Below are 23932 nucleotides of genomic sequence, written 5' to 3'. Positions count from 1 at the left end.
ACCCTCACTATGCGAGTGCCCATCAATTAATGGGCGATATTATAACGAGTTGTTAACCTAATCTCACCCGTTACTGATTATCAGTTACTGTTCGAGTACGATTTGTAGATTCTTTTTCAATACATTACTCGTGTGTGACGTTGCTAATTGACGCAACCAATGGGTATACCCTTGCTGCGCCAGCTGCTGAGCCACCACCTGGCCGTCATCTGTTTCCCCCATCTTGGTAATCAAAAACTGGCGGGTCGATGCAGGCATTGGCTTTAGGGTAATCAATGAACGATATGCTTGCTGCTTCAGTGATGGGTTACTGGTCGCAGCCATCAGCTGCTCTAAAGCGAGCGGCTGAGGCGCCAACTCAGTTAATCGGGTTAACTCTTGGTAGCTGTAGGTATCGGTGCGACGACGCCACAGAAGTTGGTACATATCATTATCGCCTGAATGTGCCGCCAAACTGGCAATGATGGCATTGTCGGGTAACCACATCAGCTGACTATCCGATTGAAACTGGTCAACTAAGGCCGCAATCGCAGCCGGTGAAAGTGTTTCAACACGTTCTAAAAATAAGTCACGACGGTGTTTTTGAACATGGGGATCGTTGGTTAGCCACTTGGACAACTGCAAAGTGCCCGATTCAGCTTTACGTACCATATCATCAGCTTGTAACTGGTGTTCCCAATGCTTAATCAAGGTCCGCGCTGGCGCACCATAATGAAACGCGGCTTTCATCACTAGATAGCCGTCACCTTGTTCAACAATGGTAAAGGTTGGTTTTCGCCCTGCCTGCTCAGCCAGCCATGTGGCTTTGGCTTGATCGACCTGACCAAATTCGACCGCAAATAACACCAGTTTTTCGCGAACAGCTTCTTGTGAGAGTGGCGGTAATTGCGAGAGATTAAATTCTAAAGCACGAAAATCATTTCGCTTGTAGAGTGTGGTAAGGGCATTCACCCGCGTTTGCACTTGCGCTGATGCTAAGGTGTCGAGTACCTGTTGTTCTGACACATCTTGTGCCAAAGCGGGTGCTGTCCACATCGTCAGTAGCAAGGGTATCATGCACAATCCTTGTCGCATGTTATCTCCTATTCGTCGAGAGGAAGATCAAGAGCAATCAATGCTCTATTGGCCAATTCAATGTTGTCGTGTAGGCATGCCATCCTAACTTGCCTACTCTCTACCTATACAGCATTCAAGCAGTAATACCAAGCCGAATGATTATTCTTCGCAGCACTGTGCAGTATTGTTATTCATAGCATGACATCACGATAAGCAATCACACTCTTATACGTAATCATTTCGTCTTTCATACACAATTGAACACTGCATTAAATCCAGTATGCCTGAAAGGCAGATAATAAAAAACGCCGCACTAGGCGACGTTTCTTTAATTTGTGACCAAGCTAACCTTCTAGCTTAGAACCCTATCGATTAAGAGTTTTGACGGCGCATGGCATCAAAGAACTCATCGTTGGTTTTAGTCATCGATAGCTTGTCGATCATGAATTCCATGGTGTCGATTTCGCCCATTGCGTGGACAATTTTACGCAGGATCCACATCTTCTGTAGCTCGTCTGATTTCGCCAGTAGCTCTTCACGACGCGTACCAGAGCGGTTAATGTCGATAGCTGGGAAAACACGTTTTTCAGCAATTTTACGAGATAGGTGCAGTTCCATGTTACCTGTACCTTTAAATTCTTCGTAAATAACTTCATCCATTTTAGAACCAGTATCAACCAGTGCTGTTGCGATGATAGTTAAGCTACCGCCTTCTTCTACGTTACGAGCTGCACCGAAGAAGCGCTTAGGACGGTGAAGTGCGTTTGCATCCACACCACCTGTTAGGACTTTACCTGATGAAGGCACAACGGTGTTGTATGCACGTGCTAGACGCGTAATGGAATCCAGTAGGATCACCACGTCTTTTTTGTGCTCAACAAGGCGTTTTGCTTTCTCGATAACCATTTCAGCAACCTGAACGTGACGAGATGCAGGCTCATCGAACGTTGATGCAATAACTTCACCTTTAACTAGGCGTTGCATCTCAGTTACTTCTTCTGGGCGTTCATCGATCAGCAATACCATCAACTCACACTCAGGGTGGTTGTATGCAATGCTTTGGGCAATGTTCTGTAGCAACATGGTTTTACCCGCTTTTGGCGGAGCAACAATCAGACCACGCTGACCTTTACCAATTGGCGATGCTAAATCAAGAACACGTGCTGTGATATCTTCAGTCGAACCGTTACCACGTTCCATACGCATACGTTCGTTAGCGTGAAGCGGGGTTAAGTTTTCAAATAAGATCTTATTACGCGCGTTATCCGGCTTATCGTGGTTAACTTCGTTAACTTTTAGCAGGGCAAAGTAACGCTCACCGTCTTTTGGTGGGCGAATCTTTCCGGCAATGGTGTCACCAGTGCGAAGGTTGAAACGGCGAATTTGGCTAGGAGAGACGTAGATGTCATCAGGGCCAGCAAGGTAAGAACTATCTGAAGAACGAAGAAAGCCGAAGCCGTCTTGAAGAATTTCTAGAACACCATCGCCAAATATGTCCTCACCACCCTTCGCATGTTGTTTAAGAATGGCAAAAATAATGTCCTGCTTTCTTAAACGCGCTAGATTTTCCAATCCTAGGCTTTCGCCAAGCGCAACCAGCTTTGAAATAGGTTGGTTCTTCAGTTCTGTAAGATTCATAGTGGTGGGTTTCTTGTTTGTCAAAATGGGGTTCTATATAGTTGAGAGAGTTAATGACCAATGGGGCTGGTCATGAAATGAACAAGTTTGATATTTACGTGCAATAAGTTAGCACTAAACCTTCCATCCGTCTAGCATAGTCGGAAGACAAACTGCGCACAACAAAGAAATTGCGCACAGCTCGTATTTACAGCTTAAACGTTCGCGTCTAGGAACTCTTTAAGTTGAGATTTTGATAGCGCGCCCACTTTGGTCGCTGCTACGCTGCCATCTTTAAATAGCAGTAATGTAGGGATGCCGCGGATACCAAATTTAGGTGGTGTTGCTGCATTCTGGTCAATGTTTAGCTTACCAATCGTCAGCTTGCCTTCGTACTCGTCAGCAATCTCGTCAAGAATTGGGGCAATCATTTTACATGGACCACACCATTCAGCCCAAAAATCGACTAGTACAGGTCCTGCAGCGTTAATTACATCACTTTCAAAGCTTGCATCGCTTAGCTGCACAATCTTGTCGCTCATCTTCCACTCCAATGGTTGATTTTATTAGCTTATACCAATCTGGATAAGTAAATGTTCAATGTTTAACTGATAAATTGCCAATATATTCAAAGCGTAAACAGCAATAACTAGTCTGTCTAGTCAGGGGTATTTAGGCTTAATATGGGTTATTTAAATCCGCTTACATGATCAGATAGCTTGTCTGATAAGTATTATTTATACGCTACAAAGTTCGATTCAGGCTAGTCGAATTACGTTAAACCTGACCTATCTCATAGTATAAAGAGCAAATCGTTGCCCTATTTGAATTGAATCCGTTTCGTATTGCAACCCTAAGCTGATATTCTATAGCAATGAAGACGACTCATATCACAGAGCAAAAATTTGCCGACCTTGGTCTAGAACCAACGGTTATCGCAGGTTTGGACAGCAAGGGTTTCTACAATTGTACCCCGATCCAAGCCTTGGCATTGCCGGTAGTGCTCTCCGGCCAAGATATCGCAGGACAGGCTCAAACAGGTACGGGTAAAACCCTTGCCTTCCTGACTGCTACTTTTAATCACCTGCTGCTAAACCCAGCACCAGCAGAACGTAAACAGAACCACCCTCGCGCAATCATCATGGCTCCAACGCGTGAGCTGGCAATCCAAATTTATAACGATGCTAAACCGTTACTAGAAAGCACCGGTCTTACCGCGGGCTTAGCTTACGGTGGCGAAGCGTACGAGAAACAACAGAAAACACTAGAGAATGGTGTCGATATTCTGGTGGGTACGTGTGGCCGTATTATCGATTTCTACAAGCAACGTGTTATCGATCTACGTAGCATTCAAGTGGTTGTACTTGACGAAGCCGATCGTATGTTCGATTTGGGTTTCATTAAAGACATTCGTTTCTTGTTCCGTCGCATGCCGGCACCAGAAGCCCGTCTGAACATGCTGTTCTCTGCAACGCTATCTTACCGCGTAAAAGAGCTTGCATTCGAACACATGAACAGCCCAGAGAGTGTGGTTGTAGAGCCTGAACAAAAAACAGGTCACCGTATTCAAGAAGAGCTTTTCTACCCTTCAAATCAAGAAAAAATGCGTTTGCTACAAACCTTGATTGAAGAAGAATGGCCAGATCGCGCGATCATCTTTGCTAATACTAAACACCGTTGTGAAGACATTTGGGCGCACTTAGCGGCTGATGAACACCGTGTTGGCTTGCTAACGGGTGATGTACCACAGAAAAAACGTGTTCGTATTCTTGAGCAATTTACTCAAGGTGAACTTGATATTCTAGTGGCTACCGATGTGGCAGCACGTGGTCTACACATTCCTCAGGTAACACACGTATTTAACTACGATCTACCTGACGATGCTGAAGATTATGTTCACCGTATTGGCCGTACAGGCCGTGCAGGTGCAAGTGGTCATTCAATCAGTTTTGCTTGCGAAGGTTACGCGATTAACCTACCAGCTATTGAAACCTACATTGAGCACTCAATCCCAGTTTCTAAGTACGACAGCGATGCTTTGATGACAGAATTGCCAGCGGCACTGCCAGTACAACGCACACCTCGCCAAGGTGGCAACCGTCGTAACAACACGCGTCAGGGTCAAGGACAAGGTCAGGGACAATCTCGCCAGCGTCATCGTCGCCGCCCACAAACGCAAAAATAATAAGAATCGATAAGTCTATGGAAAGAAGTTCAGTATCACCTTTGTACGCCGCGATTGATTTAGGATCTAACAGCTTCCACATGTGGATTGTGCGTGAAGTTGCTGGCAGTGTTAAAACACTCGCAAAGATAAAGCGCAAAGTGCGTTTAGCCGCAGGGTTGAACCACGACAATATCCTCAGTGACGAAGCCATGCAGCGTGGCTGGGAATGTCTAAGCCTATTTGCTGAACGTCTTCAAGACATTCCCGCAGAGCGCATTCGTATTGTAGGTACCGCTGCGCTTCGTACCGCGGTCAATGCTGATACTTTCCTAGCTAAAGCAAAAACGATTCTCGGTCACTCGGTTGATATTATTCCGGGTGAAGAAGAGGCGCGGATCATCTATCAAGGTGTCGCGCATACTTCAGGTGGCAGTGATAAACGCCTCGTGGTCGATATTGGCGGTGCCAGTACCGAAGTGATCATAGGTGCAGGCTTTGATGCCAATGCCCTCACCAGCTTAAAAATTGGCTGTGTGACGTGGCTTGAGCGTTATTTTAAAGACCGCGAGCTCAGTGCCGCGAATTTTGATGCTGCAATCACAGCCGCAAAAGCTGCGATTGATCCGATCTTAGCGCAGTATAAACAGCTAGGCTGGGATACCTGTGTCGGCGCCAGTGGCACAGTACAGGCATTGCAAGAAATCATGCTGGCACAAGGCATGGATGAAGTGATTACGCTGCAAAAGCTCAAACGCATGCAGCGTCAAGCGATGCAATATGAACGCTTGGAAGATTTAGACATCGAAGGGCTGACCTTAGAGCGCGCATTGGTATTCCCAAGTGGGTTATCTATTCTGATTGCGCTGTTTGAATCACTTAACATCGATACCATGACGCTGGCAGGCGGCGCGCTACGTGAAGGTATGGTTTACGAAATGATGAGCCAGATGCGTCATCATGATGTTCGTGAGCGTACCCTTAACAGTGTGCAACGACGTTTTCAGCTAGATGCCATTCACGCTGATAATGTGGCGAACACTGCCATGACACTGCTAACCAGTTGCAAGAATGAATGGCCACTGGAACAGCAAGCGCCTTGTCTACTCCATGCGAGCAGTACCTTGCATGAAATCGGTGCTAGCATCGAATTCAAAAAAAGCGGCGAACACGCAGCCTACCTGATCAATCATATTGATCTTCCAGGTTTTACGCGTGCACAGAAGCATTTAATCGCCGAGTTGCTTCGCCGTCACCGCGAAGTACTCACTAGCCTGCCAGAGCAACACGCCCTGTCTGCATCAAGTGCAACCCGTATTCTACGTTTACTGCGCTTAGCCGTGATTATCTGTCATCGTCGCGACCACCTGCATCAACCGGTTGTGACACTCACAGCACAAGACAATAATCTCACGCTATCACTACCGAGTGCATGGCTTGCAAGCAATCCGCTCACCAACGCGGAGCTTCAACAAGAAGCTAACCGTCAGACCGATATGGGCTGGCCATTGCACATCATTGCGATGGATGACGAGGCTTAATCACCCGTAACCCAAAGCAATAACCGTTTCAGCACGATCAAAAAAGGCTCCCTTGTTATCAAGGCAGCCTTTTTTATTACCTGTCTATTTTAGGACTAGACATCATTTTTAAAACTAGACACCAGTGTTCACGCTATGGCGGCGGCTTACCCCGTAATGCCGCAATGACGTAGCATGGCATCCAATTGTGGCTCACGGCCACGGAAGCGTTTGAACAAGGCCATCGGCTCTTCACTGCCGCCACGCTCTAAGATGCAATCCAAGAAATCCGCACCCGTTTGTGGGTTAAAGATCCCTTCTTCTTCAAAACGCGAGAACGCATCTGCTGACAACAGTTCTGCCCATAGGTAGCTGTAGTAACCTGCGCTGTAACCACCCGCAAAGATATGGCTAAAGCTATGTGGGAAACGGCCCCACTCAGGGCTTTGCACCACAGAAACACGCGACTTAATGTCGAACAAGGTTTCTAGCACTTGAGCACCAATTTCTGGGTCATATTGCGTATATAAGCTGAAATCAAATAAGCCAAACTCAAGCTGACGTAAGATACCCATCGCGGATTGGAAGTTCTTCGCCGCTAGCATTTTATCGAGCATTTCTTTTGGCAGGGCTTCACCTGTTTCAAAGTGACCCGAAATAAATGCCAGTGCTTCTTCTTCCCAGCACCAGTTTTCTAAGAATTGGCTCGGCAGCTCGACGGCATCCCAAGGCACACCATTAATACCCGATACTGCAGGTGCATCGATTTGAGTCAACATATGGTGAATACCGTGGCCTGTTTCGTGGAATAGCGTCACGACTTCATCATGGGTGAACAAGGCTGGTTTATCACCAATCGGCTTGTTGAAGTTACAGGTTAGGTAAGCAACTGGCGTCTGTAGCGAACCATCAAGACGAGTGCGGCGTACCATGCACTCATCCATCCATGCGCCACCACGTTTGTGTTCACGGGCATACAGATCGAGGTAGAAGCTACCGCGCAGCTCACCTTTGCTGTCGAAGATATCGTAGAAGGTCACGGTATCATCCCAAACGTCAACACCGTCACGCTGCTTCACATCCATCCCAAACACTCGTTTTAGCACTTCAAACAGGCCAGATACGGCGGTTTTCTCAGGGAAGTAAGGGCGTAGCTGTTCATCTGAAATACTGTAACGATGCTGCTTTAGTTTCTCGCTATAGAAAGCAAAATCCCACGGTTGCAGATCATCGGCACCAAATTCGTCTTTCGCGAATGCACGTAGCTCTGCCACTTCACGCTCACCTTGTGGCTTGGCGCGTGTTGCAAGATCGTTCAAAAAGCCCAGCACTTGCTCTGGCGATTCCGCCATCTTGGTCGCCAGTGATTTCTCGCTATAAGTGCTAAAGCCAAGTAGACGTGCTAGCTCATGGCTCAGCTTCAGTTTTTCAGCAATGATTTCGCTGTTATCCCATGTGCCTGCATTCGGACCACGATCAGAAGCACGTGTTACGAACGCTTCATACATTTCTTGGCGTAATGCACTGTTTTCACAGTAAGTCATCATAGGAAGGTAAGATGGGATTTCCAGCGTAAACAGGTAACCCTCAAGCTCTTTCGCTTGTGCGGCAGCTTGAGCAGCTTGCATCGCGGATTCAGGCAAGCCTGCCAATTCAGCTTCGTCTGTTACCTGCTTGCTCCATCCCATAGTGGCATCCAGTACGTTGTTGCTAAACGTCGAGGCCAACTCTGAAAGGCGCTTACTGATTTCACCATAGCGGTGTTGTTCATCGGCAGGTAAACCAATACCCGACAATTCAAATTCTTTTAGCGCGTCAGTGACTGATTTTTGCTGCGCTTGGTTCATTGTTGCAAAAGCATCACTGGCTTTGATCGCTTTATACGCTTCGTACAAGCCTTTGTGTTGACCAACCCAAGTACCGTAATCAGATAGCATAGGTAAACAACTTTCGTATGCTTCACGCAATTCAGCACTGTTTTTCACCCCGTTTAAGTGAGAAACCGGTGACCAAATACGGCTTAAACGATCATCGGTTTCCGCCAGTGGCTCACAAATGGAGTCCCAACTTGGTGGCGCATCGTTTGCCAAGACCTCTTCTACCTTGGCACGACAATCAGCAATCGCTTGTTCAACGGCAGGTTGAATGTGCTCAGCTTTAATGAGAGAAAACGGAGGCAGATCCGTCATGGTCAATAGTGGGTTTGACATGCGCTTATCCTTTATGAGGTTATCCCTAATAGATGTGTCTTTCTCTGGTTAAATTCAATCCCTTAGTCCAGCTTAGAGCAAAATTTAACACCCCTTATCGCTTTAATTATGCGCCAGAGACTTAAATAAGCCAGCGCTTAGCTTGGTATAAACTGGATATTCATCATGATTTGGCGATAATAGCGCCTTCACTATTCTTATTCGTCACAGAGACCTTCCTAATGCTGAGTTATCGTCATAGCTTCCACGCTGGCAACCATGCCGATGTGGTAAAACACATTGTTCAAAGCCTGATTTTGGATTCACTCAAGCAGAAAGATAAACCTTTCGTTTACCACGATACCCATTCAGGGGTTGGTCGTTACGATTTACAAGATGAACGCAGCGAGAAAACCGGTGAGTTCCTCGAAGGGATTGCGCGTATTTGGTCTCGTGATGACATCCCAACGGAAATTGCGTCCTACATTAACGCCATCAAGGCACTAAACGACAGTGAAGAATTGCGCTACTACCCAGGGTCGCCAAAGGTTGCAAGTGCCCAAATCCGTGGTCAAGACCGCATGGTCTTAACTGAGCTGCACCCAACCGACTTCCCACTGTTATTGCAAGAATTCCGTGGCGATCGCCAAGTGAAAATCTATAAAGAAGATGGCTTTGCCCGTCTGAAAGGTAGCCTTCCGCCCAAAGAGCGCCGTGGCGTGGTACTGATCGACCCACCGTATGAACTCAAACATGAATACATGGATGTAGTGAAAGCCATTCGTGAAAGCCATAAGCGTTGGGCAACAGGCACGTACGCGATTTGGTACCCTGTGGTTTACCGTGAAAACATCGATAAGATGATAAACGGCCTAAAAGACACAGGTATTCGTAAGATCCTGCAAATTGAATTGGGTGTAGAACCTGATACCGAAGAGCGCGGTATGACAGCCTCGGGCATGATAGTGATTAACCCACCATGGAAGCTAGAAAGTCAAATGAAGACCATTCTACCTTGGCTACAACAAGCTATCTCACCAATCACAGGTTTCAATACTGTTGAATGGATTGTGCCTGAGTAACCCCTTCGTCATTGCTCACGTTACATCTACTGGCGAGTCACAATGCTCGCCAGCTCACATCTCCTTTCTCTCTCGTTTCAATCCCCATCACTGCTGCTCGTATCTCGCACTTTTCTCCATTACACTAAACGCAATATAAATGGCGCTTAAAAATTACAAATAGGTGGAGAAAGTCATGGCGAAGCATTTTGATTATATTTGTATCGGCGGTGGTAGCGGCGGTATTGCCTCAGCAAATCGCGCTGCAATGTACGGCGCAAAAGTAGCAATTGTCGAAGCAAAAGCCCTTGGCGGTACATGTGTCAACGTGGGTTGTGTACCAAAGAAAGTGATGTGGCACGGCGCACAAATTGCTGAAGCAATGCACCTTTACGCAAAAGACTACGGCTTTGATGTTGATGTAAAAGGGTTCAACTGGGGCAAACTGGTTGAGAGTCGTGAAGCCTACATTGGTCGTATTCACCAAGCGTACGACAACGTACTAGGCAATAATAAGGTTGAAGTGATCAATGGTTTCGCAACCTTTGTGGATGCAAAAACCATCGAGGTGAATGGCGAACACTACACAGCCGATCACATTCTTATTGCTGTTGGTGGTGAGCCAACCATTCCGAATATTCCAGGTGCCGACCACGGTATCGACTCGAATGGCTTCTTCGAGCTAACCGAGCAGCCTAAGCGTACTGCTGTGATTGGTGCAGGCTACATTGCAGTGGAAATTGCAGGCGTACTGAGTGCACTCGGTACTGATACTCACCTGTTCGTTCGTAAAGAATCGCCACTACGTAGCTTCGATCCACTAATCGTAGAAACACTGGTAGAAGTGATGAATGCAGAAGGTCCAACCCTGCACACCCACTCGATTCCAAAAGAAGTGGTTAAAGAAGCCGATGGCACCTTCACCATGCACTTTGAAAACGGTGAGTCACACAACACAGATTTAATCATCTGGGCAATTGGTCGCCACCCTACTACCGACAAGATCAACCTTGCTGCGACAGGCGTTGAAACTACAGACCGCGGTTACATCAAGGTCGATGAATACCAACAAACTAACGTTGATGGCATTTACTGTGTGGGCGATATCATGGAAGGCGGTATTGAGCTAACACCTGTAGCGGTTAAAGCAGGCCGTCAGCTGTCTGAACGTCTATTCAATGGCAAGACCAACGCGAAAATGGACTACAAGCTAGTACCAACCGTAGTATTTAGCCATCCACCAATTGGCACTATCGGTCTGACTGAACCAGAAGCGATTGCAGAATACGGCGAAGACAATGTGAAAGTGTACAAATCTGGCTTTACCGCTATGTACACAGCAGTCACCGCTCACCGTCAGCCTTGTAAGATGAAACTAGTGTGTGCAGGCCCAGAAGAAACAGTTGTGGGTCTTCACGGTATCGGCTTTACGGTTGATGAAATGATCCAAGGCTTTGGTGTTGCCATCAAAATGGGCGCAACCAAAGCAGACTTCGATGCAGTCGTCGCGATCCACCCAACGGGCTCAGAAGAGTTTGTTACCATGAGGGGTTAGTGTAGGAAAAGCATCTTACACACGTAAATAAATCTGGAAAATAGTTAATCACTGTCCATACTGTATACATGGACAGTGATATTTTCAGGATGATTTATGACACACCTTGTACACTCTAGCGATGTTTTCAAAGAGACTAAGCTACAAAAACTAGATGATGGTACATTCCATTACCTCCCCTCCAATGACAATATCGGTTCGCTGCCAACCCTCTTTTCGCAAGATGGTATATTCAATCACGAAGCCAACAGCTACCTGTTTTATCTCAAGGCAGTAAAGAAGGCAGAAGACCTATCTCCCTGCGCACAGGCTCTGCGTGCCTATTACCAATTTCTTGAGGAGAAGGGACTTCGCTGGGATAAATTCCCGCCAGTAAAACGGCTCAAACCAACTTACCTGTACCGCTCTCACCTGCTCAAGCAAATAAAGCAAGGCGAGCTTGCACACAGCACTGCCAGTGTTCGTATGAACCAAATCGTCAATTACTATAAGTGGCTAATGCATGATGGTTACTTACGCGTAAAGAATGAGAAGGAAGCCCCATTCAAAATGGAGTTTGTATCTGTTCAGAACAGTGGGATGCTTGCCCACATATCCCCAACTTTCATTGTTGAGACCAGTGATTTACGTATAAAGGTTCCTAGGGATGCAGATAGTAAAAACATCAGGCCATTATCCCCATTAGGCTGTGATGCTCTTGGTATTTTAACTCAACATTTATCACAAACATCTGAAGAGTTGCGCTTACAAGCCTTGCTTGCAATTGATACAGGAATGCGAGTTGAAGAAGTAGCAACTCTGTCGTTAGATGCGTTAGATACTGCAACCCCACTTGCTGAGAGCCAACATCGTTTTGAAATTCTGTTATGCCCCCGCTCTACAGGCGTACAAACCAAGTTCCTAAAAACTCGGACTGTCGAGATTTCATCGGACTTGCTCCAGTCATTAAATGAGTATCGAATTTCAGAACGCCGCCTGAAGCGTGTTACTAGGCTCAACGAGAAAATAGAACACCTAGACAGCGATGCTTCCCCCTTCCCCCAGAAGACCGTTGAAAGACTGGAGCGTTGTAACCGTCATGAACCACTTTTTGTTAGCCAGCAAGGCAACCCTGCTACGGGGAAATCCATTGAAGCTCGATGGATTGAGTTCAGGGCAGAAGTAAAACAGGCAGAGCCATCATTTACCCATCGCTTCCATGATTTACGCGCCACCTATGGCACCTATCGCCTTAGTGACTTGCTAGAGGCTAAATTGCCCATTGTCGACTGTATGGAGCTTTTGATGGGCTGGATGGGGCATAAAGATGAAAGTACGACTTGGAAATATTTACGCTTTCTAAAACGCAAAGAGGCGTTCAAAGTGAAGTTTGGCATCCTCGATTCCATCATGCACGACGCGCTGGGAGGTGATGATGACTGAACTAACCTACCTATCTGGATGGAGGCCTGATCTCTGTATCAAGCTTGATGTTAGGGACAATCTTTTAGCAGACTTTAACCGTTTTTTATTCAAGGAGCTTCCATCAACTAAAGAGTTACAACAAAGCAACCAATTCAAGATTGCAGATCGTGAAGCGTTCGTTTTTCAGTTAAAAAACAGTTTTAGTGAAAAAAATGATGAAGGGGTTAGTCACGACTCTCTATATGGCATTTATGTTGAAGCCTCTCAATACATACGGTGGTGCGATAAAGAAAGCGAGCCAGCATTTATCAAAAGCTCATTAGAGGGGTATATGGAACACTTACAAACCAGAGTAATGCTAGGCGAACTCAAAAGGAGCACGTATAAGAATAGGCGAGCTAATATGGTCACCCTATTTTCTAGATATCTTGATCTACCACACTATTACTTTAATAACGTGGTTATCATGGATAATAGCGATAGGGAATCTTATGAATCCTATACTCAAAGCGATTTAAAACAACTACTTCCATTTCTAAGACGCCTTTTCAATCAAACCTATTCTCAATTTATTGTAGAGCCAGAAAAGCACATTCAAGCTTATAAAAACACGGCTACCATGACCTTTGAGTGGCAAAGTAAAGAATATAAGCTTTGCGGTGGCATATCCAAGATGATGTGTGCCGCCACCTACCTACTGGCTTATTACACTTATGCCAACTCCAGTGATCTATTTAGGTTAAAACAGCCTAATAATTCATCAATATCAACAGGGGAAACATGGTACACAATGCCCGCCTTTAAGCGTCGAGCATTCAAAACCATTCGGGTTGAAATGGGTGAGCACGAGTTAGAAATACCCAAGTATGCTATGACCTTTTTCGACAAACTACTCAATGCTTCAAGAATAATTAGCACAAATGAAGAAGCGCCTCTTCTTCAAACCATTGCCTCTCGAAAGGTGCAAAAGTTACAGACTTCAAGGCTCCAATCTTTTTTGAAAGTATGGCTAGAAAGACATTTTTCCTTCACAGATCAAATGGGAAGACGTTTACGCCCTAATATAAGCCGCTTTCGTGAAACAGGCTCTCAACTAACCGCATATCATCAAGGTGAAATGGTTAATAACCTCATGCTTAACAACACGCCCAACACCCGTAAGCGTCACTATAGCGAGGGAAATAAGCTGGCAAATAACGGCATGATGCAAGATACGATGTCAATTCGGGAGGAGCAGGTCAAGAACAGGGTCAGCACCCAGCAAGCTCAGGAAAACCTCTGTATTGATGTGCTGGTCATCGAGGAAGAAAAGAAGATTAACCTTCCCAATTTAAGCCGTACCTCTAATGGCGGTAGCTGCGTTACCCCATTCGGCGAAAAGTCCCAAAAGTACACCAAGAAAGCCCAAGCACAGGGGCTTGCCAAGGAGGGAGAGCGATTGGCCTGTGCAGACCTGTTGGGGTGCTTTGGTTGTCCTGACCAAGTGATTGTACAGTCGATCTCAGATATCTGGTGCCTGCTCTCATTCAAGGCCTGTATTGAGGAGTCACTATACCTTCATTTGGATGCCAGCCATTACAAAAAAAACTTTGAAGACATCGTACAATTCATTGAGCAAAAAATACTACCGAGCATAAATCAACGGATATTGAGGCAGGCAGAAACCAAGCTCGATGATGATGGCCTGCACCCCGCTTGGGATGACAGCGAGTCAGTTTTAAGCTTAATTCCAAAATCACCAGCCGAGGTAGGATAATGGATACATCTAAACTCTATTTGCCCGATTTTCCACAGCAGCATAAAGTCAAGGATGTTGATGTGGTCACGCTCTACCATGAGAAAAGATTTGAAGAGCTGGATGCCGTCGTCATCTGCAAGGATAAGGACGGTAACGTTACCGCCACCTTTGGGCAAAACAATTGGGATTGCTTACCTTTCTCTCGAAGAAAAGATAACAACAATCTAAACACAGAAGAATTCAAATGTGCGCCTAAGTTACAACGAGAACTTAAGCTGCTAAGTTTTTGTTGGCTATTCAATAAAAGCCCTCAACAGAAAAAAGCAATAAAATTCTCAAGTGTTCGCTCTCGACTAAGTAATATAAAGGTGGCTTATAGTTTCTTGATGGAGAGTAACTATAGCTCGTTGAAAGCTCTTGGCTCGCCTGTTGTATGGACTGAGTTTGAACACTTCTTGCAAAAACGTAACTATGCACAAGGCACAATTGAATTAACTTTTGTTGCTATTAATACCGCCATAAATAATGAGTCATGGCACAAACTTGATCTTGGCATTAACCCAATAAAATCAAAAATAGAAGCTATACGGTTAAGTAGCAATGAAGCGCAACAAACCCTTGTGATACCAGAACGCCTATGTGATGCCATTTATGGAAAAGCAATAGAACTGGTTAATGATGCTCATCCACATAGACAATCAATTTTGGATATAGAGATTGCTCTACAAAGCAACTATATCGAGGGAGTGCGCAACCTTGAAGAGAAAATAAAGCAAGGTAACCATTACTCCTTCATTGGTGAGGGTGGGAGCATCGACAATCGCAAATATATATCAGCGACTCAAGAGTGCCAACCACATAAAATTAAAGATATTATCGCTCCATTAGCAAAGAAGATCCCACATATCCAACTGAACAATGGAAGCGACTTTAAACGCTACTTAGGTCAACTAATTAACGCTTGCTATATCGTTTGTGGAGGTTTTAGCGGCATGCGAGACTCCGAAATCGATAAATTAACGCCTGAAAGTTATTACAAAGATACCTTTGAAGGACGTGACTTCCACATGTTGCAATCTCACACCTTTAAATTGGGTAATAAACGAGAAACATGGATCACAGCTTCTTCTTCCAAAACTGCTATAGAGTTAATGACTACGTTAACGGAAGAATGGCGCAAAGAAACCACCTACCCAGATAAAAAATACAGAAACTCCATTTGGGTTAATAAAACATACCGCTCCAAGCCCCCCGCATTGATTACAGGCTGGAATCACCGACTAAAACGTTTTTGTAAGCAGTTTAATTTCATTGTAGCTGAAGAGGATTTCGCTGAGTGCCTTGAGTCGAACCCTCGCTCATTAAACCGTGTAAAAAAAGATGTAACTGTTGGAAATCCATGGCACATGACAACTCATCAGTTCAGGCGCACCTTGGCCTTTTACTGCATTAAAAACCGTCTGGGGACGTTGGTGGCGCTCAAACAACAGTTCAAGCACCTCTACCTCGCGATGACCGAGTGGTACACCAATGGTGGGAGGCTGGCGAGCCTACGGGACCTGAAAGTGGACGAGAAGGTGCAAAAAACACTCGATGAAATCAATGCTGAAACCACCGCTAATAAAATCTTCAAGCAATGGCACTCAGATGAAACCCTCTCAGGTACTCACGGTAAAGCAATCATGAAAATGCGGGGGGATATGCCGACCATCTATAGCTCTTGGGACGTTATATACAAAGCAGTTAAGGATGGAAAGTTGACGCTGCATGGTTCAATGCACAGCTATTGCAAATCGGGTTATGACTGCGATATGGATGGTGTGGTCGCCCCACAGTTCTGTGTTGATTGTGGCTCTGGTAGTAGCATCATTGATGAACAGCAAATGAAGTGGTGGCAAAAAAAGCATCGCAGTTTAACCACTTATATGGCATCAGGAGAGGATATTTCAGCGAGTGAGCGCAGTCATTATATCACCCAAATTAGAGCAGCAGAAATTGTGATGAAAGACTTTGATATGCCCTTTACCCCTTTTGAACCCGAATTAAAGGTTACTGAATTATGAGTAAGAGCGAAAACACTCTGCTTGCACTTGAGGCTGCGCTAGAACGTATTACGCAAGGAAAACCCAAGCGCATTCCAGCCACACGCAAACTCAGCGTGAGAGCTATCGAAGAAGAGGCAAATCTCGGTAACGGCAGTGGTTACTACTATCCTGATTTTGTGGAGAAAGTGAGGCAAGTAAAATCTGATATAGCCGAAGCCAAAGGTGAATATATCCAACCTGAAATTCAATCGGTGCGTACTAAGCTCAACGAGGAAAAACGCATCAAGAAAAACTATAAGGAAAAGTACGAGTCTGAGAAAGAGAAGCTGGCTTTATTCGCAGCAGCCCAACACCACCTTAACGACAAGCTAGTTCAGGCTTTGGCTCGCATTGATGAGCTGGAATACGAGAACGTAGAGCTGAAAGAAAAACTCACAAACCTAAAACGAAGCAAGGTTGTACCTATCAAATGAAACTGTACACGCCCACTTGAGGTTCGCTCAAGTGGCTTACTTCCTAGCATGTTTTTGGGCATTAGCGAGATAGCTTTTTCGGACAAGGATGTTTACAGCCTTCACCTTCAAATAACTTTTCAGGCCCTAAAAGATAGAACGGCACCGCTGAACGAGGTGCCGAATCTGAAAGGTCTGTGCTAGCACATCTAATTTTTACACTATGCAGCTAACTGAGAGTGCGTCTCAAGATGTTTTTTCACAGCCTCTAGCCAACTATCATTCAAATCATTGAGATTAAACGTGTCAGGTTTTAATGCCCACTGAGCAACCATACCTATCAACTTTGGTCTTGGCACTTGCTTATAATTCTGCGCTTCAACAAACTGCTCAACTATGTGCTCACTCACAATTCCAAGCCCTTCGTGATCTAGCTCTTCAATATCTTTATGAAGTGGATTTATCGCTACATAATCGCTACCAGGATCAGTTTGCGTTACCTTTAATCCCTTACCCACTAGGCTATCTTCTTCGAGCCATAATAAATCAATTTTGGCTGGTTGAGGCATAGTTATGGCTAGGCCAACAATTAGGTTTTGTACGCTTTCATCATCAAAATCTCTTGTATCTGAATGCCATACAGAGAGGGTGTTTGACTTGGTACGTGTACATCCAGTGATTGCATCCGCACTATGTCTTGCTGACTCTTTACCTACGTTGGGTTGCCATTTGTTTGGATTGATTTTTCGAAGCAAATACGTCACTTACCCAGCCCCTCCAAGTACTCAATGACATTTACCCGATATTCTTCTAACCAAGGATAATCAAATGCCCTCATCTTTTTTAAGTACGACACATGTTCGTGTTGCTCCCAGGCTTCTGCTAGTCTTAAGCAGGCTTCATTTACCAAAAGACTAGGATGAGAGCTACAACCTAAAATCAGCGTAATCCCATGATGTTCTAGCCATTCATATGGTAGGCATGAGGCAACAGAAGCAAGGGTATAAATGTGGTCTTCATCATCTAAGCCAAACAGTTTAACCCATGCTCTTGTAAAGCTCTCCCTAAATAAGAAAGGATCTCTTAGGTACAGCTTTTCAAGATATAGCTGAGTTTTGCTAACCTCACCTTCAACAAAGTCGTCCTTCATAGCAAAAGAAATAATCTGCTTCGCACAACGTTCTTGCTCTTCGCTTTCAGCTCGAAAAGCCTGAAATGTTGAACTGTCGGAATATTGAATTAGGGAGCCACGAGAGCCGCTTGAAATAAACTCGACTTTAGGTGGTAATCTATCCAATGCGTTATCCATCTTACCTCCTAAAAGTAGCGTCCCAGAGCGTCTGTCAAAGTATCATTGTTGCTATACAGCTCGGCAAAAATTTTCTTGGCTTGCTGAATTGAGAACCTCATCTCCGTATTCTGGTGAAGAGTGTTACTGTCTATCTCCATTGCCACTATGTCTTGCTGACGACCACCATCAATGAATGGAGATCTAATTTCACTGCGCCTGATAGTGCTTATGCTGTTTATCAGCTCTTTAGTTTCAGGAAGCTCTTTTCTCTCAACGATACGATTGTCCCATTCGAACGGTTCTGCATCTTTATGAGTAAACAGTGCATGGTAAAGGTTACTGTAGCTTTCAACATCACTGCGAAAGTATTTAGAATTAAGTATGGATAGCCTGTTAGCCACCTTCATAGGAAACAGCTTTTCAATCGCAGAAAGAACTGTACTGCTGATCTCACGAAACTCTTCAATGGTTCCACCTTCAACAACTACAACAATCTCTGATGAAGGAAACTCTACTCTCAGTTTATTATCTGGAGTCATGAGTATTAGAAACTGCCTGTGCTGCCCCGTAGATCCATTCAGATTCAATTCGTTTCCAGAGACTGGAACAAGGTTAAATGCTTGAAGCTCTTGTTTGAAAGCATTGATAAAAGGAGCCGTTGGTTCTATATCGCCGTTGTTAGAGAAAAAATGCAGTTGATGTGTTTGGTGTAGTAATTCCATGATTTGTCCACTTAGCAGGAAAGTATCCATCCCAATTTGACTGTTGTTATAAGCAAAGCATACTACAGCTATGCTGATCCGCGCATATCAAACATCAAAAAAACGTAACTTTTACGTTTTATCTCAATTCTTGATTAACTCTTCTTGTGATTTGACTCTTTCAAAAGAGTTTAGTGCCTTTATAGGTTAAGCAATAGATAAGGTGATTGCTTGGAAGTCTGTTTGGGGCAAACGTGTGTTGGGCTGATTTGTGCAACAGGCTGTTACACAATTTGAAAGATAGGCCTTATTTAGTGCTGATTTTTCTGGAAACTGGTACTATCAAAACTTAAATTTTAGGAAAAATAGCCAAGAATCACTATTTTTCTGGAAAAGGCTAGCAAGCCTTATCGCACAAATCTTTCCAGATTTATTTCAGAACCTACCTGTGTTGGTAGTTCGCTACTATGCGCTAAGCGCGCATTTTATTCGAAGCAACAAAGTTCGAGATAACAAATTCGAAAGTGACAAAAAGGGAAGCACATAGCTTCCCTTTTTTCTATTCAAGTAACATCAGTAATTTACAGCGTAAACACCAACTGGGCAGACACGCCGTAGTTATTGTCTTTACCGAACTGACCCGCAAGGTCGAAACCAAATGCGCCAAACGGTGTGAAACCGATACCTGCCGTCATTAAGCTCTCTGCGTGATCTGTCATGCTGTGGCTGTAACCTGCACGTAACTGCGCCCACTGCCATGCGTCTAACTCAACACCTAGCTTTGCAAACTGCGTGCTGTAATCAAATTGCTTAAAGTATTGCTGTTTATTTAGATCAACATCAGCCGCAATCGTGAACCAGCCATTGGCATACGCAGCACCAAGCTTGTACTGTGGCTCAACCATAAAGGTCGCGCTGTAGCTTTCGCCTGCATCACCAATGATCTTATTGGTTTCTAGCTCTTGCGAGATAAGGTTCATCGCAGAAAAACCAATCGTCACATTATCTATTGGCTGGTAAGACACACCCAAGTCCATGTTGAATGCAGAGCTTTGCTCTGGATCATCAATCTCAAAATCAAAAGTGCTCACGCTTTCCATCATGTTTAGCGCCACCAGCTTTTGAAATTTAGGTGATACACCTACAGAGAAACGCTTACCGTAAGCGCTTAACTCAAAAGATTTAGCTAATGTCACACCCAAATCAACCGTACCACCCGCTAGACCTGTCGCCATCGAATCAAGGTCATTTGGATTTGGATTGGTAAAGTCACTATCAGCCACCTCAGTTACCGCAAACGCTGCGACATCAGCTTTAGTAAAGAGGCTTGCGCTCACAAAGCGGTTTGGGATGGATACCACCATACCCACTTTCGCTTCAGCAGCAATTTGGCCGTTATCCAATGCACGTAATGCATCTTCCCATTCGCCACGTACACTTGGATCAGATTCCAGACGATCATTCAATTTCTGGAAATCATCCAGCTTGGTCATCATGTCATCCGCATCATGCGCACTCACATTGATGCTTGGTAATAACAGACCAAAGTCATCATTGTCTTTATAATGCGTAGCCATCGCGGGGTTATAAAACGCTGCTGTTAAATAACTGGCAGACGCAACACCTGTACCACCCATAGCACCGCCACGCGCATCCATACCTGTGTAAGCTGCAGACGAGAAAGATACCAACGGCAAAGCTGCCGCAACCATTAATGAGATACCACTACGATTAATATTCATAATCCCTATTTAATTATCATTATTCATTGAAAGCGCAAATGCGCGGGGATTATATCGGTCAATATGACGTAAATATATATCTATCAATACGCTAGCGTGGAAGCATTTATTTACACTGAATGCAATCTTGTTCTTTAATTCTCCTTTTCGACTAAAATCCAACTGAATAATTACGCTCAGAAATCGTTAGAGGCAACATAATCACGCATAAAAAAGCAATTAATTCGATTTAGTATTCCATCGAGGCGCAATTCTATGTAATATTCGTCTAACTATTTACGATATATCAGTGAATGGTTATGCGTTAAGTTGATTAGATAAATTTTCCAACCAACAATAAATTCGGATGTTGTATGCAAGAACAGACAATCAATCAAAAGAGCCCCACCACAGCAAACTGGCTGATGTTCCTGATCCCTTCTCTACTGGGGGTTTTCTTGTTTATGGCACCCATCAACTACCAAGATAGCATCACGATTCCTATCGCCGTGCTTGCCAAGTCGGTCCAAGCCTTGTTTGAAGGTATGCTCACCACCTTGGTAACTGTGTCGATCTCTGCAACCGCACTCGCGACCATAGCAACAAAAATCGTTAAACCACGCGCTATTTTAGACAACAGTTTTTTGAGTGGTTTATTGAATCCTTCCCTTGCATGGTTTGTGGTACAGCAGCTTGGCGCTATTTTTGTGGTCATGACGTACTTTGAAATCGGCCCTGCCATGATTTATGACGGCGCTACAGGTGGCTTGGTCTTACATGATCTACTGCCAGTGCTATTCTCAGTCTTTATCTTTGCTGGTCTACTACTACCGCTACTACTAAATTTTGGCTTACTGGAGTTCTTTGGTGCTTTGTTTGCGAAAGTGATGCGCCCTATCTTTGGTCTACCAGGCCGATCTGCAGTTAACTGCATTGCATCATGGCTTGGCGATGGCAGTGTTGGCGTACTCATGACCAGCAAACAGTACGAAGATAAAATTTACACAGAGCGTGAAGCTGCTGTTATTGGTACCACTTTCACAGCTGTATCTATTACTTTCAGTTTGGTTGTGATTGCCCAAGTCAACCTTGAGCACCTGTTTGCCCCGTTCTACCTCACTGTATGTTTAGCCGGCTTTGCCGCAGCTGTTATCGTGCCGCGTTTACCGCCCCTTTCATGGAAAAAAAACCAATACATCGATGGTTCAACGGATCTTGTCGATCACGAAGCCATTCCTGCAGGCAGCACGGCAATCCGTTTTGGTTTAGAACAAGGCTTACTGAAAGCAAGTCAAGTCACGAGTATGCGTAAAGTGGTGATTGATGGGCTTAAAAATGCCATGGACATGGTCTTTGGTGTACTGCCTGTGGTCATGGCAATTGGTACGGTTGCTCTTGTAATCGCAGAAAACACACCAGTATTTAACTACCTTGGCATGCCATTTATTCCATTACTGGAATTACTGCACATTCCTGAAGCTGCTGCAGCATCGAAAACCATTGTTGTAGGTTTTGCTGATATGTTCCTGCCTTCTATTTTGGCAGCCAGTATTGAGAGTGACTTAACCCGCTTTGTCATTGCTGCGATGTCGGTTACTCAGCTGATTTACATGTCTGAAATCGGCGCCCTGCTGATCGGCAGTAAAATCCCAGTGAAAGCATGGGAGCTGTTTGTTATCTTCATTTTGCGTACACTTGTTACCCTGCCAGTAATCGCATTGATGGCACACATCATTTTCTAGTTGCGAGTTTCACATCAGCACCGAACAAAAAAGCCAGCATTGATGCTGGCTTTCTTCTTTTCAGTCGAAAATTGCAAGCATCAATCAAAGCCACTGTTTTTAATCTCATTTTACAACCAACCCGTCAAAGTGACGCAATTTATTGCTAACATGATCACGTTATAAAATACGTGATCTTGTTTCCATTAAACGTTCCGAATATATATGCAATTGATATGATTACCAATTAATCAATATCAAATATAAATAGATAAAAATTAAGCATTTATTAAAGGAACCAAAATGCATTTCAAATATACGGCAGTTGCAGCATCTCTTACTTTAGCTCTTAGCCTGACAGGTTGTGGCGGCGACAGCGACACTAGCACCACGACAGGCAATACCATTAAAGTGATTGATGGTTACCTGTCACAAGCAGAAGTTTGTATCGATCAGAATAAAAACAGCGTGTGTGATACCGGAGAGTTACTCCCAACACTCACGAATGCTAAGGGTGAAATCACAATCCCTTCAGATAAAGCCGGTTATCCAATTATTGCTCGCGCTGTTGCTGGTAAAACAAGTGATAGCGATAAACTCGGTACACTTGGCAGCAGCTATGAATTAATTGCTGCGGCAGGATCAACCGTCGTCACACCTTTTACCACCCTTGCCGTCGTTCAAGAAAAAACGCTGGATGAAGTCGCCAATGAACTTAACCTACCAGCAGACGTAATAAGTGGTGACTACGTTGCAATGAAGGCAAACGACGAAAAAGCCAAAGCTGCGCACCTATTAGCGCGTAGTGTAACGACTGAGTTAGCGCCAAGCGTTAAAGACAATCAGGCCGCTGAGCTCACAGCCACCACTGAAAAGATTCAAAAAGAAATTGATGCGCAAGTTAATGCTGGCGCAGACCTTGATAACATCACAGTGGAAATTGATGATTCAGGCAATGCATCTTCAGTAGCAATTATTCAATCGTTAGATGCTTATTTGAAAGACGGTGACAGCCAATTCATCAGTATGAACCAAGCTTACGCGATAGATGAAGGCATTTTCAAAGTAGCAGTATCGGGTGAAGGAAAGCTGGCTCTGACAGATAAAGACGGTAAAGAAGAAACCATTAACTACACGACCGAGGGGAATACGCTAGTTGTAAGCAGTGGTGCTAACTCCGAGCGCGACACCTTCATCTATATTGCCGAGAATATTTCTCTGGCCGTAACCGAAGATTCCGATCTCATTCTATGGACCAAAGGTGATCTGAAAAAATCACAGCCACTAGCAGCAAGCTACTTTGAAGGTAAAACCTGGTACTACCTAAGCGATGATGCCCCATCAAACAGCAAAGATGCCCAGCCAATGGTTGCGAAAATGGTCTTTGGTAAAGATAAGGTGACAATCACAGAACCTTACGCAGACAAACAGCAAGAAGCAATGGAACTTCCTTGGAAAATGGATGGCGACAAGCTCTTCATTGACTTCCCTGACGGTGATTCTGACTTCAGTGTTACTCTGTACCTAGAAGACAAAAACATGATGGCAGTTTACAACTATTCTAAGACCCGCATGGGTGTGTATGACCTCTTCATCAAGCATGAAGACATGGCTAAAAGCCTCTACAACGAATGGAAAAAATAAAACGCCATTTATAGTGTAATTAATAATGGCTCCTATTTGTTATCAACATTTAG

At 44.6% G+C, this 23932-nt stretch carries 18 protein-coding genes; 10 read left to right on the top strand and 8 right to left on the bottom strand.

The window, feature by feature from the left end; all coding sequences use genetic code 11:
• Nucleotides 1-84 precede the first annotated feature (84 nt).
• The 3 genes from OCU77_RS00320 to trxA all read right to left on the bottom strand — a co-directional run bounded on the left by OCU77_RS00320 (nucleotide 85) and on the right by trxA (nucleotide 3215).
• Nucleotides 85-1074 (bottom strand): hypothetical protein, encoded by a 990-nt coding sequence (locus OCU77_RS00320; protein ID WP_244915175.1) that lies wholly within the window; start codon nucleotides 1072-1074, stop codon nucleotides 85-87.
• Nucleotides 1075-1428: 354 nt separating this feature from the next.
• Entirely contained in the window at nucleotides 1429-2694 is a 1266-nt protein-coding gene (gene rho, locus OCU77_RS00315; protein ID WP_107302811.1) for a transcription termination factor Rho, read from the bottom strand.
• Nucleotides 2695-2888: 194 nt separating this feature from the next.
• Nucleotides 2889-3215 (bottom strand): thioredoxin TrxA, encoded by a 327-nt coding sequence (gene trxA / locus OCU77_RS00310; protein ID WP_048900490.1) that lies wholly within the window; start codon nucleotides 3213-3215, stop codon nucleotides 2889-2891.
• 332 nt (nucleotides 3216-3547) lie between these two features.
• On the opposite strand from trxA, the gene rhlB reads away from it, so the two are divergent.
• On the top strand, nucleotides 3548-4858 hold the full coding sequence (gene rhlB / locus OCU77_RS00305; protein ID WP_048900491.1) for an ATP-dependent RNA helicase RhlB: 1311 nt from the start codon (nucleotides 3548-3550) through the stop codon (nucleotides 4856-4858).
• A gap of 17 nt (nucleotides 4859-4875) precedes the next feature.
• A complete protein-coding gene (gppA, locus tag OCU77_RS00300) occupies nucleotides 4876-6378 on the top strand; it encodes a guanosine-5'-triphosphate,3'-diphosphate diphosphatase (protein ID WP_107302810.1) in 1503 nt (500 codons plus the stop codon).
• Nucleotides 6379-6524: 146 nt separating this feature from the next.
• On the opposite strand, the gene prlC is transcribed toward gppA, so the two are convergent.
• The gene (prlC, locus tag OCU77_RS00295; RefSeq protein ID WP_048900492.1) at nucleotides 6525-8567 is read right to left on the bottom strand and encodes an oligopeptidase A; all 2043 of its coding nucleotides are present in this window, start codon (nucleotides 8565-8567) and stop codon (nucleotides 6525-6527) included.
• A gap of 221 nt (nucleotides 8568-8788) precedes the next feature.
• On the opposite strand from prlC, the gene OCU77_RS00290 reads away from it, so the two are divergent.
• From OCU77_RS00290 to OCU77_RS00265, 6 genes are all read left to right on the top strand, one after another.
• Nucleotides 8789-9628, top strand: a complete 840-nt coding sequence (locus OCU77_RS00290; RefSeq protein WP_048900493.1) for a 23S rRNA (adenine(2030)-N(6))-methyltransferase RlmJ — start codon at nucleotides 8789-8791, stop codon at nucleotides 9626-9628.
• A 175-nt stretch (nucleotides 9629-9803) separates the two neighbouring features.
• Nucleotides 9804-11162, top strand: a complete 1359-nt coding sequence (gene gorA / locus OCU77_RS00285) for a glutathione-disulfide reductase (protein ID WP_048900494.1) — start codon at nucleotides 9804-9806, stop codon at nucleotides 11160-11162.
• A 96-nt stretch (nucleotides 11163-11258) separates the two neighbouring features.
• On the top strand, nucleotides 11259-12584 hold the full coding sequence (locus OCU77_RS00280) for a tyrosine-type recombinase/integrase (RefSeq protein ID WP_107302809.1): 1326 nt from the start codon (nucleotides 11259-11261) through the stop codon (nucleotides 12582-12584).
• Nucleotides 12577-14322: a hypothetical protein gene (locus tag OCU77_RS00275; protein WP_048900495.1), complete on the top strand. Its 1746-nt coding sequence runs from the start codon at nucleotides 12577-12579 to the stop codon at nucleotides 14320-14322. The genes OCU77_RS00280 and OCU77_RS00275 overlap by 8 nt, the downstream gene beginning before the upstream one ends.
• Complete coding sequence (locus OCU77_RS00270; RefSeq protein ID WP_048900496.1) at nucleotides 14322-16367, top strand: site-specific integrase; 2046 nt, start codon at nucleotides 14322-14324, stop codon at nucleotides 16365-16367. The genes OCU77_RS00275 and OCU77_RS00270 overlap by 1 nt, the downstream gene beginning before the upstream one ends.
• Complete coding sequence (locus tag OCU77_RS00265) at nucleotides 16364-16822, top strand: hypothetical protein (protein ID WP_048900497.1); 459 nt, start codon at nucleotides 16364-16366, stop codon at nucleotides 16820-16822. Before OCU77_RS00270 ends, OCU77_RS00265 begins: the two co-directional genes overlap by 4 nt.
• 200 nt (nucleotides 16823-17022) lie before the next feature.
• Here the strand turns inward: OCU77_RS00265 and OCU77_RS00260 are convergent, their stop codons facing one another.
• From OCU77_RS00260 to OCU77_RS00245, 4 genes are all read right to left on the bottom strand, one after another.
• A complete protein-coding gene (locus OCU77_RS00260; RefSeq protein ID WP_048900498.1) occupies nucleotides 17023-17565 on the bottom strand; it encodes a hypothetical protein in 543 nt (180 codons plus the stop codon).
• Nucleotides 17562-18110, bottom strand: a complete 549-nt coding sequence (locus OCU77_RS00255; protein ID WP_048900499.1) for a hypothetical protein — start codon at nucleotides 18108-18110, stop codon at nucleotides 17562-17564. Before OCU77_RS00255 ends, OCU77_RS00260 begins: the two co-directional genes overlap by 4 nt.
• 8 nt (nucleotides 18111-18118) lie before the next feature.
• Entirely contained in the window at nucleotides 18119-18814 is a 696-nt protein-coding gene (locus OCU77_RS00250; RefSeq protein WP_053111895.1) for a hypothetical protein, read from the bottom strand.
• 560 nt (nucleotides 18815-19374) lie between these two features.
• Nucleotides 19375-20535: a conjugal transfer protein TraF gene (locus OCU77_RS00245; RefSeq protein WP_048900500.1), complete on the bottom strand. Its 1161-nt coding sequence runs from the start codon at nucleotides 20533-20535 to the stop codon at nucleotides 19375-19377.
• 353 nt (nucleotides 20536-20888) lie between these two features.
• Between OCU77_RS00245 and OCU77_RS00240 the strand changes: the two genes are divergently transcribed.
• The gene (locus tag OCU77_RS00240) at nucleotides 20889-22256 is read left to right on the top strand and encodes a YjiH family protein (protein WP_048900501.1); all 1368 of its coding nucleotides are present in this window, start codon (nucleotides 20889-20891) and stop codon (nucleotides 22254-22256) included.
• A gap of 282 nt (nucleotides 22257-22538) precedes the next feature.
• Complete coding sequence (locus OCU77_RS00235) at nucleotides 22539-23879, top strand: hypothetical protein (RefSeq protein WP_048900502.1); 1341 nt, start codon at nucleotides 22539-22541, stop codon at nucleotides 23877-23879.
• Nucleotides 23880-23932: the final 53 nt, after the last annotated feature.

Source organism: Photobacterium swingsii (assembly GCF_024346715.1).
GTDB lineage: Bacteria > Pseudomonadota > Gammaproteobacteria > Enterobacterales > Vibrionaceae > Photobacterium > Photobacterium swingsii.
Note: the sequence above shows the minus strand (reverse complement) of the source record. Positions and strands in the feature narration are given on the sequence as shown.